Origin of the sequence: Paenibacillus sp. FSL H7-0323 (assembly GCF_038002725.1) — a bacterium.
GTDB classification, from domain to species: Bacteria; Bacillota; Bacilli; order Paenibacillales; family Paenibacillaceae; genus Paenibacillus_AQ; species Paenibacillus_AQ odorifer.
The window spans coordinates 797,433-814,549 of sequence record NZ_JBBODB010000001.1 but is presented as its reverse complement, the minus strand read 5'-3'; the positions used below and the strand labels follow the sequence as shown (position 1 = coordinate 814,549).

At 43.3% G+C, this 17,117-nt stretch carries 13 protein-coding genes; 2 read left to right on the top strand and 11 right to left on the bottom strand.

Annotated features, from left to right (window positions below):
* Positions 1-128 precede the first annotated feature (128 nt).
* Positions 129-1,526 carry a metallophosphoesterase gene (locus MHH89_RS03795; RefSeq protein WP_076217720.1) on the top strand — a complete coding sequence of 466 codons (1,398 nt, stop codon included), beginning with the start codon at positions 129-131 and terminating at the stop codon, positions 1,524-1,526.
* Between the two features lie 98 nt (positions 1,527-1,624).
* Here MHH89_RS03795 and MHH89_RS03790 read toward each other — a convergent pair whose 3' ends face one another.
* Together MHH89_RS03790 and MHH89_RS03785 are read right to left on the bottom strand one after the other, a co-directional pair.
* Positions 1,625-3,142: a copper amine oxidase N-terminal domain-containing protein gene (locus tag MHH89_RS03790; protein ID WP_076217719.1), complete on the bottom strand. Its 1,518-nt coding sequence runs from the start codon at positions 3,140-3,142 to the stop codon at positions 1,625-1,627.
* A 92-nt stretch (positions 3,143-3,234) separates the two neighbouring features.
* Complete coding sequence (locus MHH89_RS03785) at positions 3,235-3,903, bottom strand: TraX family protein (RefSeq protein ID WP_076125898.1); 669 nt, start codon at positions 3,901-3,903, stop codon at positions 3,235-3,237.
* Positions 3,904-4,376: 473 nt separating this feature from the next.
* Between MHH89_RS03785 and thrS the strand changes: the two genes are divergently transcribed.
* Complete coding sequence (thrS, locus tag MHH89_RS03780) at positions 4,377-6,290, top strand: threonine--tRNA ligase (protein ID WP_076125897.1); 1,914 nt, start codon at positions 4,377-4,379, stop codon at positions 6,288-6,290.
* A gap of 79 nt (positions 6,291-6,369) precedes the next feature.
* Here the strand turns inward: thrS and MHH89_RS03775 are convergent, their stop codons facing one another.
* The 9 genes from MHH89_RS03775 to MHH89_RS03735 all read right to left on the bottom strand — a co-directional run bounded on the left by MHH89_RS03775 (position 6,370) and on the right by MHH89_RS03735 (position 17,106).
* Positions 6,370-7,359 (bottom strand): aldose 1-epimerase, encoded by a 990-nt coding sequence (locus MHH89_RS03775; RefSeq protein WP_076125895.1) that lies wholly within the window; start codon positions 7,357-7,359, stop codon positions 6,370-6,372.
* A gap of 84 nt (positions 7,360-7,443) precedes the next feature.
* The gene (locus tag MHH89_RS03770) at positions 7,444-8,160 is read right to left on the bottom strand and encodes an MgtC/SapB family protein (protein WP_036686231.1); all 717 of its coding nucleotides are present in this window, start codon (positions 8,158-8,160) and stop codon (positions 7,444-7,446) included.
* Between the two features lie 181 nt (positions 8,161-8,341).
* Positions 8,342-9,133 (bottom strand): SDR family oxidoreductase, encoded by a 792-nt coding sequence (locus MHH89_RS03765; protein ID WP_076105002.1) that lies wholly within the window; start codon positions 9,131-9,133, stop codon positions 8,342-8,344.
* Positions 9,134-9,245: 112 nt separating this feature from the next.
* On the bottom strand, positions 9,246-10,358 hold the full coding sequence (locus MHH89_RS03760; protein WP_076280812.1) for a rhamnogalacturonan acetylesterase: 1,113 nt from the start codon (positions 10,356-10,358) through the stop codon (positions 9,246-9,248).
* Between the two features lie 57 nt (positions 10,359-10,415).
* Complete coding sequence (locus MHH89_RS03755; RefSeq protein WP_038570347.1) at positions 10,416-11,255, bottom strand: carbohydrate ABC transporter permease; 840 nt, start codon at positions 11,253-11,255, stop codon at positions 10,416-10,418.
* Positions 11,256-11,258: 3 nt separating this feature from the next.
* Positions 11,259-12,179 (bottom strand): carbohydrate ABC transporter permease, encoded by a 921-nt coding sequence (locus MHH89_RS03750; protein ID WP_076105030.1) that lies wholly within the window; start codon positions 12,177-12,179, stop codon positions 11,259-11,261.
* Between the two features lie 143 nt (positions 12,180-12,322).
* Positions 12,323-13,657: an extracellular solute-binding protein gene (locus MHH89_RS03745; protein ID WP_076125892.1), complete on the bottom strand. Its 1,335-nt coding sequence runs from the start codon at positions 13,655-13,657 to the stop codon at positions 12,323-12,325.
* Between the two features lie 121 nt (positions 13,658-13,778).
* On the bottom strand, positions 13,779-15,347 hold the full coding sequence (locus MHH89_RS03740; RefSeq protein ID WP_076279781.1) for a response regulator transcription factor: 1,569 nt from the start codon (positions 15,345-15,347) through the stop codon (positions 13,779-13,781).
* Positions 15,340-17,106 carry a sensor histidine kinase gene (locus MHH89_RS03735; RefSeq protein ID WP_076281147.1) on the bottom strand — a complete coding sequence of 589 codons (1,767 nt, stop codon included), beginning with the start codon at positions 17,104-17,106 and terminating at the stop codon, positions 15,340-15,342. The genes MHH89_RS03740 and MHH89_RS03735 overlap by 8 nt, the downstream gene beginning before the upstream one ends.
* Between the last annotated feature and the right edge of the window lie 11 nt (positions 17,107-17,117).

The following is a 17,117-nucleotide window of genomic DNA, read 5'->3' as shown; positions in this document are numbered from 1 at the left end:
GCACCTGATCTATTAATCATTAATCACTTCAGGCGGGCTAGAAACTGCCCTCTTCCTTTTCCGATATACACCACGAGCTAAAATGCGCTACAATAGTGCAGCAAATGTATAGAAGGAAGGTTATAATCATGAAATTCCCAAGCGAGAAAGCCCTTGTTCGGCATAGAAAATCAGCCTTAATCTCATTATTGCTGCTCCTTTCAATGAGCTTGGCTCTAACTAGCTGTAAAGACACAAATTCGTCTAATTTAACCTCAACAGCACAAGATCCGAATGATCTTCACCCCCTCACTTTCTGGGTGGCAACGGACACTCACTTCTTAGATAAGAAGCTACAGGATGGCGGTACAGCTTTTCAAAAATATGTAACTGGCGGTGATGGAAAAATGCTGCCTTACAGTGATGAAATCCTTGAAACCTTGGTTTATGACGCTGAGCAGCAGAAGCCTGATTTTCTCATCCTGAGTGGAGATTTAACAAATAACGGAGAACGCAGCAGCCATCAGGAGCTAACCCAAAAATTAAAGCGAATCGAAGCACAAGGAACCTCTGTTTATGTCATTCCAGGCAACCACGATTTATTTAATCCTTGGGCCAGATCCTTCAGCGGGGATAAGCAGCTTGTTACGGATTCCATTACAGACAAAGACTTTACCAAGATGTATGAGGATTTCGGTTACAAAGAAGCTGTATCACGTGATAAAGAATCACTAAGTTACATCGTTAAGGCATCGCCAAATTTATGGCTCCTTATGATTGACAGCAGCCAATATCATAACAATCAGAAATACGGTTTCCCCCAAACGGACGGACGCCTGACCGCCTCTACCCTATCATGGATAGATAATTCTGTTAAACTGGCTGCCAAGGAGCATGCTTCTGTTCTCACGGTTATGCACCACAATCTACTAAGCCACACCTCTATGTCTGTTTCAGGCTTTAAACTGAATAACAGTCAGGAAACAATAAAGGTACTTCGTGAAAATGAACTTAATTTAGTCTTGTCAGGCCATATCCATATGCAGGACATCCGGGTAGACCCGGTAACTTCTTCGGAAGAAACACCAATTTATGATATCGCAACAAGTGCAATGGCTGTCTATCCACATCAATACGGAGCGATGACCTTCGATCCCCTGAGCAGAACCGTCAATTATGAAGCAACGCCCTTAAATGTAGAGGGATGGGCTAAAGCTAATGGCAATACAGATCAGAATCTTTTAAACTTCAAGACCTATGCTGAGGATACTTTTGCTACAAACTCTTATAACAAAGCTATGGATGGTTTAAAGGAGAGTTCCTTTACGCAGTCTGAAAAGGCATCGATGGCAGAGGTAATGGCCAAGCTAAATGTAAGATATTTCGCGGGGACAGCCGGCAGCTCCTCAGAAGATATTAAAGCGATGCCAGGCTACAAGCTTTGGGAAGGCCTACAAGAAGGCTTCTTAGGTGGATACATCCAAAGTATGACAGAGGACAAAGAACTTAGTAATATAGCTTTAGAGGTGGTATTAACGAAGCAATAACTGGATTATGCATTTCATATAAAAAACCCAGCCTCCACCCGCATTTATGCGTCAGATGGAAGCTGGGTTTATTGTGTTAATTAATCGTTAAGATACAACTATTTCCGTACAATAGTAATCCAACCATCTTCATCTACCGACACAGTAGCATGAAGCGCTTCAGCAAGCAGACGCAAGGATACATATGCATCGCCATACTCGTCAACAAATACAGGTTGGGCAAGCTTTACAGCCGTGCCGTTAATCAAGGCTTCGGAAGAACCGATTTTGAATACCAGTTTATCTCCGTACACACCATCAGTAACGTTAATTGCACGATTGGCCGTATCCCATTCTACAGTAGCATCTAAATCTTCTGCCAAATAACGCAGTGGGATATAAGTAGTGTTCTTGTCTACAATCGGGTAATAATATTCGTCATCAGGTTCGATAACAATGGTTCTCTTCGTAATGCCCAGATCATCCTTCAATATACGATATACATCAGAATCTGGGGCAAAGTTTCTCAAAGTCTCTCCAGGTGTAAGTCCGGAAGAAATATCAAGTGCACCTTCAGTGCTGATTGGATCAGCGGTTACAGCACCGCCAATGTTCCAAATCTGACTGGAAGCTTTAAGCGAGAGGCTCTTCAATGGGAAATCCTCGGTACCCGGAAGCGCCACTTTCAGATCAACATTCTGTTTACGCACATGCTGAGCACTATCAACGAAAATATCAACAGATAACTTCGTATCCTTACTCAACACGGTCTTCATCTCAGGAGTTGATTTGTAAAGACTGTCCACTTGATTGTCATATACTAGCAGCAATGCATCAACAGCCAATTTGGCAGCATCATGCAATACAGTTACGACAGCTTCTTTATCATCCAGTGGAATATCTCCGAATCCCAGATTGAAAATATCGCCAGAACCGTCTTCATCCATAGCTTTGATCACAGGGTACAGATAGTCGTAAAGACCACCCACCAATTCAGTAAAACCTTCTGTGTCTTTGGAAACAGACTTCAGGAAGCCTTTTAACAATGCAGGAAGCTCATCACCAGTCACTTCTGCATGCAGCTTCGTCATGTTCAACTGCTCACCATACACAGCATCACTAACCGGTGTAATGTTGATTACGCCAGGATTTGGAAGATTCTTAACAACGAATTTCGTCAACAGCTTACTGACATCTTCAGCTTTTGCCGTATCCAAGCCTACTTCACCTAAGATTTCATCGTATCCTTGTACAGGGAAGTAGAACGGTTGTTTTGCTCCTTCAACTGTAAAAGCAAGTGTTTGTTTGTCCATAAACAAGGTGAATGGAATATTCAATTGTTTATAACCAACAGTTCCTTGGGCCGATAAACTCCCATTATCTTGTAACTTAGCTTTACTAATATTCAAGGAAAAAGAATTAATAAGATCAACCATTTCCTTATCTTCCGCGCTAATTCCCTCTATGGGCTCAGCATTCATGGAAAAAGTCATACTGGATTCTGATGATTTAACATCAACATCCCCAATCAACGCCTTATTAACATCGAACCCCCCTACCGACTGACAGCCGGCAAGAACTAGCATCAGTGCGACAAAAGGCAAAAACCACTTCAATTTCGCTTTAACTCTACTCATAGCATGTCTCCTTCATCTTATTTTGTGAAATCAATCCATTATCTCAGCTAAGGTAAGTTTTGTAAATCAAAGTTCCTTTTATTGTAAAATGTTTAGATATTCAACAAACTTCGCCATTCGATCTGAGCCCAATCCTTGTAAATTACAGCCTTAACTATCGCCAACATCAGTAAATGTGCAGGATAAAATGACCACCACATCCAGCGCGGAACCCGGTGCCGCTCCAAGCGATCCCAAATTAAAGGCGTAAAAGCAATCAGCAAGGTAGGTAAAATACTGAGCATCTGTACAACCCAATAATTATAAAACATATAGAAAAGATTCAGTGCCAGATGGGCTCCAACAAGCCAGTACGATTTCGTATAACGAAAAATCAATACTAAGAGCAAACCGTACGCATTATAATCTATAGGGTAATAATCCATTAACACTATAGCAGCAATTACCACAGGTATACCAAGCCATAGTGAAGGCAGCTTGTCCAAAATTACCAGTACGATTGCTGACAGCAATAACGTAAACACCACGTTCCAGCCACCAGAATTTAGCGCTAGATTATAGGGAATCTGGGCAATAATCGCAATCAAGAGCAACCGAAATAAATATTTAGGTCTGGATGAAGTATGGATATGTCCCTGCACAAGCCCATAACAATAAATCGGAAAAGCTATTCTCCCTACATATCTCCAAGCAAGATTCTCCGGGAAAAAGATATAGCCAATATGGTCGATTAGCATCGTCAGCATGGCAATAATCTGCATTACAATCCCCCTTAAGCATGTTGAAATATAAATTCGCCAAGTCCATCCTCATTTCCTTTACCAATAAGCAAATGAAGACCGCGGAGAAACGATCATCCGATTTCTGTGCACCTCCCCCCTTGACTTTATCGAATACTATTGAGTAATATTAACTAGCAACAGAATATGGCAATGATCAAAGACATGATTTCCTACACGAACTGTCCAGAGAGAGAAGTCCAGGCTGCAAGCTTCTCCAGTTACCGGTTGTGAAGTTACCCCTTTGTAGCCGTGGCGCTGAATCCGTAGAACTTTGTTTTTTCGGTAGTATGCGGCACCGATTTATCCCCGATATCGGATACCAATGAGGTCCTGTCTATATGACAGGTCGAATTAGGGTGGAACCACGAGCTGAACGCACTCGTCCCTTTCTGGGAGAGATGCGTTTTTTTGCGTTCACAACTAACAATATTTGAGAAATGGAGGCTAAAATCATGAAGATCAAGGTAACACTGCAAGATGGAACAATTAGAGAGGTACTGCAAGGAACAACGATTAAAGAAGCAGCAGGTGCCATAAGTACCAGTCTGAAAAAAAATGCTGTAGCTGGAAAAATTGATGGAAAATCTGTTGATCTAAACCAAGCGATCGAACATGATTGCCGGCTCGATATTGTTACGTTGGATAGCAAAGACGGTCTTGAGGTTTATAGACACAGTACTGCACATATCATGGCGCAGGCCATAAAACGTATATATGGAGATAAAGCTGTCCAGCTAGGCATAGGTCCTGTTATCGAAGACGGCTTCTACTATGACATTGATATTGAGAAACCTCTATCCACTGATGATCTTGCTGCAATCGAACAAGAAATGGCGAAAATCATCCAAGAGAATCACCAGATTGTCCGCCGTGTGGTGAGCCGCGCAGAGGCCATTAAACTTTTTGAAGAGCTGAATGAGCCTTTAAAGCTGGAGCTTATTCATGATCTGCCGGAAGACACAGTATTAACTATTTATGATCAAGGTGAATTCTCCGATCTTTGCCGTGGGCCACATCTTCCCTCTACTGGCTTGGTCAAAGCCTTTAAGCTGTTGAATGTAGCGGGTGCCTACTGGCGTGGAGATTCCAATAACAAAATGCTGCAACGTATTTATGGAACTGCCTTTCCTAAAAAAGCGCAGTTAGAGGAACATTTACTGTTTCTTGAAGAAGCTAAAAAACGTGACCACCGTAAGCTTGGCAAAGAACTTGAGTTGTTCATGTTCTCTGAAGAAGCTCCAGGCATGCCCTTCTATCTTCCCAAGGGAATGACAATCCGTACAGAGCTTGAGAACTTTGCCCGGGAATTACAAAGACAGAGAGATTACGATGAAGTTCGTACACCGCTGATGATGAACAATCGGCTTTGGGAGCAGTCAGGACACTGGGATCACTACAAGGACAATATGTATTTCACAGATGTAGATGAAACAAAATTTGCCCTTAAGCCGATGAACTGCCCTGGGCATATGCTAATTTTCAAAAATAATCTGCATTCCTACCGGGAACTGCCTATCCGTATCTCGGAATTCGGTCAAGTGCATCGCCATGAATATTCCGGAGCACTGAACGGGATGATGAGAGTCCGCACTTTCTGCCAGGATGATGCTCACCTCTTCGTTTTGCCAGAGCAAATTGAGGATGAAATAAGACGGGTAATCTCACTGATTGACCATATTTATCAAGTGTTCGGCTTTGAGTATAAGATTGAATTGTCAACTCGGCCGGCAGATTATATGGGATCTGAAGAATTATGGGATCAGGCTGAACAATCTTTACAAAATGTATTAGACAATCTCGGGATCGAATATCGTGTGAATGAAGGGGATGGCGCGTTCTATGGACCTAAGATTGATTTCCATATCTTAGATGCGCTAAAACGTAGCTGGCAATGTGGAACAATCCAACTAGATTGGCAAATGCCAGAGAAATTCGATCTTACTTACATCGGGGAAGATAATCTTAAACATCGCCCGGTCGTAATCCATCGCGCTGTTTATGGGTCGATCGATCGTTTTATGGGGATTATTACTGAACATTTCGCTGGGGCTTTCCCACTGTGGCTCGCACCTGTTCATGCGAAGTTATTGCCAGTCTCTGAGAACTATGTTGACTATGCACTGCAAGTGAAGCATCACATGGAGAAGGCTGGCATTCGTGTCGAAGTAGATATCCGAAATGAGAAGTTAGGCTACAAAATTCGTGAAGCTCAGCTTGAAAAAGCACCTTACATGCTCGTACTTGGAGAGAACGAAAAAAATTCCGACACTGTCTCTGTAAGAAAACGTGGTGAAGGTGATCTTGGTTCGAAGAGTATCCAAGACATCATTGAACAGATTAATGAAGAGATTATTAGTAAGAGATAAATTTAAGGGGCTGTCTAATCGTAGAAAAACTACGTTTGAGACAGCCCCTTCTTTATAACCTATTCATGTCAACTGAACTCTATTTTACGTACAGGCGGCTGCTTTCTTCCCAATATTCGCCTGGTTTCAGGCTGAACAAGCCGATTTCATCAGCAGGAAGATCTACCATTGGCGCATTCACCAAGTTAATTTGTGGCTCAGGGCAGAAGAACTGTTCTGTAGCACCATTATTCCAGATCATCCATTGTTTGTACGAAGTCCCTACATCGTACACCAAGGTTACTCCGGCTTTGCTATCAGTAAGCTCCATCCGGTTGCGTCCGTTCTGAGGTACAGCCGTGTAGTGATTGTCCATCGATGCAAAATATGGATTCACACCTTCTTCACGAAGCTGAACTTCTCCTGGCTCCAACGCCTGGAATTTGCCTGTTGGCAGCATGCGGTCGTTGAGCTCCCAGCGCTCGCCAATAGTAGCTTTTACGCGGTAATCTTGTGCACTGCTTTCTGGTGCGAAAGGTGCGTTAATTGCAGTGTGGAATGCCAGCAAGCAAGGCATCACATCTTCTCCATCATTGTGTACCAGCACCTGTTGAGATAATCCTCCTTCGCCGAGGGTATAACGCAATTTGATCGTATACTTATGTGGCAAATACTGATAAGAAGGATGATTCTCATCCACCTTGATGAATACGGTTACGAAGCTTTCAGTCTTACCGCTGCCAAATTCTTCGACTTCCCAAGCTGCAGTATGTAAAAATCCGTGTAAATGGTTGCCCGTTGCAACTTCATTTACTGGGAATTGATAAGTTTGACCATTCCATGGAAATTTACCATCCTCATAACGATTTGGAGGAAATAATACAGGAATTCCGTGAATCCCCGGACTTGCCTTAAAGGCTTCCATCTCTTCAGCTCCAGGCTCATGCAGGAAGCGATATCCGTTTTCGGTATCACGGAAACAGATCAGGTTGCCGCCAATGCCTGGCAGAATAGCTGCCTCATAACGACCGGCTTTCAACCAGATAGCTGCTTCTCCTTCATATTGTCCTTCATACGCTGTGATTGACATAATATATTGTTCTCCCTTCCAGTGTCTGATAATTGTCTCCACTTGATAGATTACCACATCTAGTCATGAGGTGACATGCTCTTTTTACAATTGCTCCACTTCTACGCTCATTACATGTTCAATTTTCTTCACATCGTAATAGATTTCTGTTGCGTAATCCCGATCCGGTGCTGAGATCACCATATCGATCATTTGTCTGCCATCTTCCAAATCTTTAATTTTCATTCTTCGAATCGCTCGGGATGGACCTCTAGTACTGCGCTGCGAGCTGACCTGAGGCCGCTCGATTTTTTGGATCACTTCTGTAAGCACAAAATTAGCTTCCATAATGATCCTCACTGAAACTTCATGTTTATTCAGTACTTCTGGTCCTAGCGAACGGATTAAATGAGGAACTAAATTCACAGCAAACATCAGCAGAATAACCGCATATGCTGCCTCAATATAGAATCCCGCACCCACAGCTATACCAATTCCAGAAGCTGTCCAGATGAGTGCTGCCGAAGTAAGGCCCGAAATGGCATCTCCGCCTCTACGCAGAATAACACCCGCACCCAAAAAACCAATCCCGCTGACAATCTGAGCCGCAAGCCGCATTGGGTCCATGTTGGGATGCTCTGGTCCTGCGAACTTATCAAAGGCATGGATAGACACCACTGTGACAAGACAGCTCGCAATGCTTATGACCATACTGGTCCGTATCCCCAGCGGTTTCTGCTTGATCTGTCGGTCAATCCCGATGAACAGCCCGAACAGCATGGCCACTAGTAACTTCATTAATGATTCCAATTGAAAATCCATATCGCAATCTCCTTTCTCCAGAGATACTCCATTATAACGGAAATTGGAGATAATGATTAGCTTTATTTTACAACAAAAAACGGCATAACCATCCTCAGCGCATATGCTCTTTCGACCCGTGTGGTCCGGCATAGCGACGAGGATGGAATCCGTTATGAGAGGCCAAGATTATGTTGAAAAACTAACCATGCAGAAGCGACTCTGCACCGTCACAATAAATTTCCGTCCCCGTAATATGATCTGAATCTTCAGACGCCAGAAACAGCGCCAGCTTCGCTACTTGATCAGGTCGCCCCGGACCTTCTTCCAACGGTTGATCTCCCTCAGGAAATTCTACTGGGATTTTCACTTCTTTCAGATCCTCTGATGGAAAAGTGTTGTCATCTATATTGGTCTTTATAGCCCCAGGACAGATCGCATTTACGCGGATTTGAAATTGAGCCAGTTCCAGTGCCGCCATTTTCATAAAAGCAACCTGTCCTGCCTTTGTCGTACTGTAAGCAGAAAAACCAACATTAGAAAATACACGATTTCCGTTAATGGAGCTGTTGATCAGGATGCTGCCTCCGCTTTCTTTTAGATGCGGTATCGCATATTTAACAGTCGCGAAGGTTCCACGCAGGTTAATATGAATGGTCTGATCCCAAGCTTCAATATCCATCGTTTCAATAGGCGTCATCGCCCCATTAATCCCTGCGTTGGCAAAAACAACATCAAGACGACCCCATTTCGCGGCCGCCTTATTTATCGCCGCTTCCACTTGTGGTGGTTCAGCAACATCACATTCGATAACTAGGGCTTCTCCGCCTTCTTTCTCCACTTGCTGTCTAACCTTTTCAGCATTTTCTACAGTTCTGTCCAATAATACAACTTTGGCTCCGTTACGTGCGAACTCAAGCACGGTTGCCCGGCCAATTCCTGAGCCGCCTCCGGTTACAACTGCAACCTTACCTACAAGCTTTTTATCTGCCATATCGTGATATCCTCCTTCTTATCATGCAAGTCTTCCAGTTAAGTTCTTTCCTTAACCTTAACCTTGCATACAGAAGTTGAACCGACAGATATTTACTTTTCCTTTAGGATTATTATTCTCCCTGACGAAGATGAATGATGAGATCGTTTAATCCAACTTCCCGGATCCCTTCCACTATAAGCTCAGCTAGAAGACGAGCCCCTAAAATCTGAAAATGTGTATTATCCTGCACCCCACCTGGATGCGCAATAAATTCTCCTGGATAGCTCCACATGAATAAATCTTTTGAGCCCTCTGAGCCATAAGCTTCAAAGAGCTTGCGGCTCTTCTCGGCTAAATCAATCAGTGGAACCTGCTCGGTATCTGCGAGTTCCCGCATGGCGATTAAATAATCTCCATGCGTGTCTACAATTGCTTCTTCACTATCAAATCTTCGCCGATGTACAGAGCTCACAAGAACCGGATAGGCCCCCGCTTCTCGGGCGACTGTAATCAACCGGAGCAAATGTTCTTTATATGTAGTAAAGGGCTCGGTATGTCTTAAATCATCAGTTTTGGAATCATTATGTCCAAACTGGATGAACAGATAATCTCTGGGTCTGATATCTGCGGCAATGCCCTCCAAATGCCCTTCCTCAATAAAACTCTTGGAACTGCGTCCAGAAAGTGCTCGGTTATCTACAGCTATTCCGGCTTTGAAGCAGCGTGGCAGCAGTTGGCCCCACCCCGCATAGGGGTAACCTTCTTCCCCTTGATCGGTCACCGTGGAATCTCCCGCCAGAAATAAGACTAACGCTTCATTGTCCATCTGAATGTCCAAGGCGTTAATACGCGGTGCCGCACCCGAGAACGATAGCTTTAGCTGCCCATCCTTAACCCTAATTGCAAAGGATTCGCGCAAATATTGGCCCGCAGGCACATTTAGCGTGTCCAATACGAACTTGCCTTCTCCAGCTTTGATAAATGTGCTGGTATCTGCCAGAGCATCACCCAACAGCAGCGTAACACGGTAGATCCCATTCGGGAGATCCAGAAGAAAAACTGCTTTCTGTGGGATGCAGCAATCGCTTCGCAGTATATCTGTTCCCCCTCTGAAACGACCAAAGACTGAGGAATCAGAAGTGAAACCATACCCTATTTCCTTAGAATAAGATGTGTCCGGCCGAATTTTGGTGTAGCCAGGCTCAGCTTCCTTAATCCCAAAATCAAAACGATAGCTATCCAAATTCAGCCGCACCTTTCTTAATTAGAGATTTAAAACATTTATATTCGTTTGCTGAAATCAACCTTTCAAACCACTGGTGCTGATTCCTTCTACAATCTGCTTTTGGAAGATAAAGAAGATAATCATGACTGGTGCCAAACTTAGAACAGACATGGCGAACATTGGACCCCAGTTGGATACGGACTCACTGTCCAGGAACATTTTAAGCCCCATCGAAACTGTATATTTAGAAGGTGAGTTCAAGTACAATACCGGTCCAAGCAGGTCTTCCCAGCGCCAATAGAAGGAGAAGATCGCCGCAGTAGCCATAGAAGGACGAATGAGTGGAAGTATAATTCTGAAATAAAGTCCAAATTTCCCACAACCATCGATGGTAGCCGCTTCATCAAGTTCAACAGGAATGGTCCGAATAAACTGCAGCATTAGGAAAATGAAAAACGGGACACCGAAGAACTGTGGAACAACGATCGGTTTGATACTGTCGAGCCATTCCAATTTGGCATAGATAATGTATTGAGGGACGAGCACCACATCGGAAGGAAGCATCAGGGTCATCATCATGATTCCGAACCATAAGCCATGGCCTACAAATTTATTGCGGGCAAAACCGAAGGCAACCAGTGAAGATGAAATGACTGCGCCCAGTGTTGCGACAATAACAATTACAAAAGAGTTCTTGATGAAGACACCAAAGGAGTAACCTGCAATACCTTCCCAGCCTTTAGCATAGTTCCCCCATTCCCATGGATCAGGTATAAGGTGCTGCGCTGTAACAAACACAAGCCGGCTCTCTTTAAAAGAACTCATGATCATCCACAGAATCGGATACAGCATAACGATAGCGAGGCCACCTATAAGGATGTGATAAAGCGGCCATTTCAGTTTAATTTTCGCCATGGATTATTTTCCTCCTTCCGACTCGTAGAAGACCCACGATTTGGATGTCTTGAACAAGATTCCGGTCATGATGCCGACAAGCAACAACATTACCCAAGCCATAGCCGAAGCATAACCCATATTGTTAAACATAAAGGCCTGACGGAATAAATAGAGAGAATACAACATAGTGCCGTCCATAGGTCCGCCTTCACCTTTAGAGATAATATAAGCTGGAACAAAGGTCATGAATGCGCTGATCGTCTGCATAACTAGATTAAACAGAATCACTGAACTTAAGAGTGGCATAGTAATCTTGAAGAACTTTCTGAAGAATCCGGCTCCATCCACACTAGCTGCCTCATACATTTCACCAGGAATATTTTTAAGACCTGCAAGAAAGATCAACATGGATGAGCCAAACTGCCACACAGATAGAGTTATCAACATGATAAGCGCAGCGTTCGGATTGCCAAACCAACTTACCGGTCCAATTCCGAAAAAGCCAAGCATGCCGTTAATAATTCCAGTATCACTAAAAATATTACGCCACATGATGGAGACCGCCACACTACCCCCTATAATAGAAGGTAAATAATAAGTTGTCCGATAGGCTCCTACCATACGTGATTTCGTATTTAGAATCATGGCCACAAATAATGCGAAGGTTAGACGTAAAGGCACACCGATAAATACGTAAAGCAGCGTTACCTTTAGTGAATGCAAATATTTCGGGTCATTTGAGAACATTTTGATGTAATTATCAAATCCAATCCACTTAGGTGGAGCGAATAAATTGTATTTGGTAAAAGAAAGATACAGCGAAATGATCATCGGGATCAGTGTGAAGCAAAGGAAGCCAATGACGAACGGACTGATGAAGGCATATCCTGTAAGGTTGCTTCGTAACCGCCGGCCGGTGAGGTTCTTTTTCTTAACAGCCAATGGATTCGAAGGTAGGGGATTCGTTAATGCCAAGGGTCTCCAACTCCTTTTTATGTGAATAATATGGGAAACGGGATGCCGCCTAGCGAAATGGCATGCCGTTTCCCATGTGAGACGCAGTATAGTTTTCTGTTACCCTACGATTAACGGCTGGAGAGAATAGAGTTCGCTTCTTTTCGGAACTGTGCTGCTGCTGCTGCTGGGTCGATTTTTCCGAAGTTCATTTGTTCAGCAAGGTCTGTAAGCAGGGCTACAACCTCTGGGGAACCTACCGGTGGACTCATAGGTGAAGTTGTAGGCTCCATGTCAGCAACAAACTTAAATACTTGCTTACCGGAATCAGTTAATTGTGTAGCTACAGATTCTTTGATTTTGCTTGAAATCGGTACTCCGCGTTCGCCTTTGATCAGGTTGTTAGCTTCCACATCATTAATCCAGAAATCAACGAACTTCGCTGCTTCTTCCTTCACTTTAGAGTTAGAAGTAATTGACCAGTACATACTTGGCTGCATGTAAAGTCCTTTATCCATATCTGGACCAGGCATTTGTGCCAGCTCCATAGGACGATTTACAGCGATTTGCAAAGCAACGTATTGGTTCGACCATTGCCATACACCGATACCTGTCCCTTTAACAATATCCGACTCTTCAATAACCCCTTTATTTTGACTCAGTTTGTCTTGTGATGGGACCGCTCCATCTTTAATCAGACCAGACAACATTCCGAAAAAGTCAGTGAACAACGCATCGTCCTCATAGCCAAGTGCGGAACCATCATTGTTATAGAGTGCCAGCCCTTTTGTACGCAGATAATAGTTGAAGAACACGTCTGCTGCCATGGAACCATCCATATACAGTCCAGCCGACTTAGCTTTTGCGGCGATTTCCTTGTATTGATCCCAAGTCCAGTTCTCTGGGATAGAATCAACACCTGCCTTTTTCAGCAATTCTGGATCATATTGAAAACCAAGTACGTTAACCCCTAACGGAATTCCGTATTGCTTCTCACCGATCACTCCAGTACTCAGCACGTTCTCATTCACATCGCCGACTTGAATCTGAGAGTTCAAATAAGGTTTCAAATCTTCGAGCTGTCCGTTAGATCCATATTGATTAATATAGGAAATATCCATTTGAACGATATCAGGAAGTCTATTTGCAGCAGCTTGCGGAGCAAGCTTTTTCCAGTAATCATCAAAGGATGCATATTCAGGCTCAATGGTTACATTCGGATATTTGGCTTCATACATATCAATAACTTGTTGTGTATAAGAATGTCTTGTATCTCCACCCCACCATGCGATACGCAGGGTTACTGGTTCTGCTGAGGTCGTCGCCGCAGGTTTCGTCTCCGAAGGAGTATTTGTAGCGGAATCCGTAGCAGCAGCATTGTTATTGTTGTTACCTCCACAACCAGCTAACATCGACGACAACAATAATGGTACGGCTAGTAAAGCGAATCTCTTTTTCAATTTCATGTCCCCTTTTCCTATGATAGTGTAAAGGCTCTGATCCCTTTAGGTAGCGCTTTCATTGGTTAAATTTTCTCAAATATTCCGTGATTATTGAATACAAAAAACCGTCTTGTTTGTTCAATAATCAGTTCGCTTGAGGGGGTTTCATGAAATCTGTAGGGGTCTGGCCGGTTACTTTTTTAAAAACCTGACTGAAATATTGTGCATTTCCACCGAAGCCGAACATTTCAGCCAGCTCAAATACTCTTACATCCCCACTTCTCAAAATATGCTCCGATGCTTTAGCAATCCGGTAATTGGTTACGTAATTCGAGAATTTCTCTCCGGTAATTTTCTTGAATATTTTGCCTAGATAGTCGGGATTCATATATAACATTTCAGCAGCGACCGAGCTAAGCGACAGCTCTGCATTCTTGTAATCCTCTGCGATAATTTTGAACATTTTGTCTACAATAAGCGATTGCCGGGAACTAAAATGTCGGTCATACATCGCTGTTAAGCGAACCGCTGCCTCTTTGACGTATGCTTTTAAACCTCCCAAGGTTCTAATTTCGGCAAGCTCCGCCAAGCCCGATGTGAAGCTATTTCTTTCATCAGGGACTGCTAAACGAATCATAGCGGAATATAACTGTAAAACATAAGAACGCGTCACGTTAATATCTAACCGTTCATCCGCGAGCAAGTTGAATAATCGTTCCAATTCCAGCTCCACCGTATTTTGATCGCCTGCTTTTATAAGTAGACAAATATGCTCTTCATCTAGCTCGATATCATTTCTTCCACTTAGCTCATCACTTGGGATATCACTCCCGGTAATCAAACCGCCCGCCTCCAAATAAAAACGATGGTTTAGGCACTGCAAGGTCTGACGATACAATCTCCGGGAATGAATCATAAGGTCAGCATCACTAATCGCGATTGTCACATCCATTTTATAAAACTTGCAGAATACCTCTCTTACTTCAGCGATACGTTTAAGCAAGGGGCTATTCTGCACCGTATTTCCTTCGTCTTCCAGTAATATTAATAAATGACCGCCTATCGTCGCACTCAGGAGTGTTTCCTGAAGTACGTCCTGGGCAATATTTTGCAGAGCGAACAATTGCTCATATTCGTAAGAACCTTCTAGTCGGAACAGGAGCAAGCGTACCGTTTTGTCATTGAGTTCAATGCCGAATAATTCCTGATAGTACTCTAGATCCTGACTTCCATAAGTTTTGTTAGAGATCCATTCCTTCAAAAATTGTTCTTTCACATGGGGCAATACCTTCTGAAGACGTTGTTTCATGCTATTTACGAATTCGCCCCGGCTCTTCTGTTCATCGAGCTCCGCTACCAGCTCAACCAATGCATCATGGATCTGATTCTCATTGCACGGCTTTAAAAGATAATGTTTAACCCCGTTCTGCATAGCAATACAAGCATAATCAAAATCCTTATAACCAGTCAGCATAACGAATTTCACGTCTGGAAATCGTTCACTGCATTTTTGCACCAGTCCCAAACCATCTAAACCAGGCATAGAAATATCCGTAATCACTATTTCAGGGCTAAGCTCCTCTATTTTCACCAAAGCCTCAATCCCGTTCCACGCCGTGCCTACAAGCTCTGTTCCCGCTCGTCCCCAGTCCACAACCTGCGATATCCCTTCCAGAATCAAGCGTTCATCATCCACCAACAGCAGTTTATACATTCTCTAGCACTCCTTTTAAGTAAGGTATACGCACATGTATAGTTGTTCCTTGACCCGGTTCACTTTCTATGACTGTACCCCATTCAGGGCCAAACACGATTTGAATCCGTTCCGCGATGTTAGCTAAGCCGATGCCTTCTCCACGTGTCTTAACTCTTCCCATCTGCAAATCTTTGATAAATTCAGCGCTCATTCCCGGTCCATTATCACTGACTCTGATATCGAGCCCCTGCTCTTCTTCACTAACTGTTATAGAAATGGTGCACGGTTCAATATTAGGCTCTAGTGCATAGCGGATAGCATTTTCGATTAAAGGCTGCAAGGTCAGCTTCGGAATCAAAGCGTCATGCAGATGTTCAGGTACATCCATCCGGAAATCAAGCCTCTCATCAAACCGTGTTTTCTGGATAATGACATAATTGCGCACGATAGTGATCTCTTTTTCAAGTGTAATCAGCGGATCCTTTAGACCAATAGAGCTGCGGAACAAGTAACCGAGCGCTTCTACCATTTCTGAGATTTTGGCTTGTTTGTTCATTTTGGCTAACCAGTTGATCGATTCCAGTGTATTGTACAAAAAATGCGGATTAATCTGTGCCTGCAAAGCTTTTAGCTCTGTCTCTCTAATAATCAGCTGCTTCGCATAGTTCTCATCAATAAGCTCTCTGATCCTGCGGATCATCATTTTAAAAGTCCGGTTTAGCTGGCTAACCTCGTCCTGCGCAGTCTGTGAAACCACACCTAATGACTGTTCCTCCAGATTGTCCAGATCGCCCTTCTCGATTTGCTTCATTTTTTTGGTCAGCTTAGAGATCGGACGTACAATACTGCGAGCAAGCCTGTAGCCTAAAAGGAGACCAATTAATAAGATTAGTGCGAATATGATGACGACCAGCTTTTTGACAAAAGTAATATGTTTGAACATCTCATTAAATGGAGTGGCATTGATGTAGATCCAATCTATATAAGATGATTTCGTCTTGGTTATAAAATAAGTACCTTCTTGATATTTGGCCGTGCGATATAGCTCCGGACGTTCTGTCTCTTCTTTAAGCTCTTCTGGCAAAAGAATCGGTGTTTCAGGATAGATTGCCTGTCCCGTCGTGGCATCAACTGCGATTAATTGGTCAGTATCGCTCGTACTATCCGCAATGATTAGATCGATCCGAATACGGATCACGAGTGTTCCCAGATCATCCAGCGTAAACGTTGACCCTGTATAAGATTTAATCTGCCGAACCGCCAAAAGTGAATTTCTGTTTCCTTGCGGATACCACACTATACTTCCGCTAGCTTCCGCAGCTAACGGCTTTAACTGATCCTGCAGATCCTGTGATACTCCTTCACGATTGCCCGCAGTCATTACTCCGCCACTCGTATCCATCAGCATCATGGAATAAACGTATTTCTCTGCCCCTGCAAAAGCAACCAGCCTGTTTATGATCTTGTTATGTAGAACTTGTCTTTCATAAGGCTGTGGATCATTCTGCAATTGGCGCAGGCATTCTTGAATTTGCTCATCAGACACCACTGTAAAAGAAAGCTGATCCAATTCTCTTAAGGCATTTTCGATGCTAATGGAGGACATCCCCAGTACCTCAGAGGCCTTTTCATAAATTTGCTTGTCATAGATACGATACACATATTGTAAAACGGTCAAAGAGAATAAAAAGGAAAGTAGAAGCAAAAAGGAAATAATCAGTATCATTTTGTTGAAAATGCCCGAACTTCTGTAAGCGCTAACATTTTTCCAAATCATCTGCATTCTCC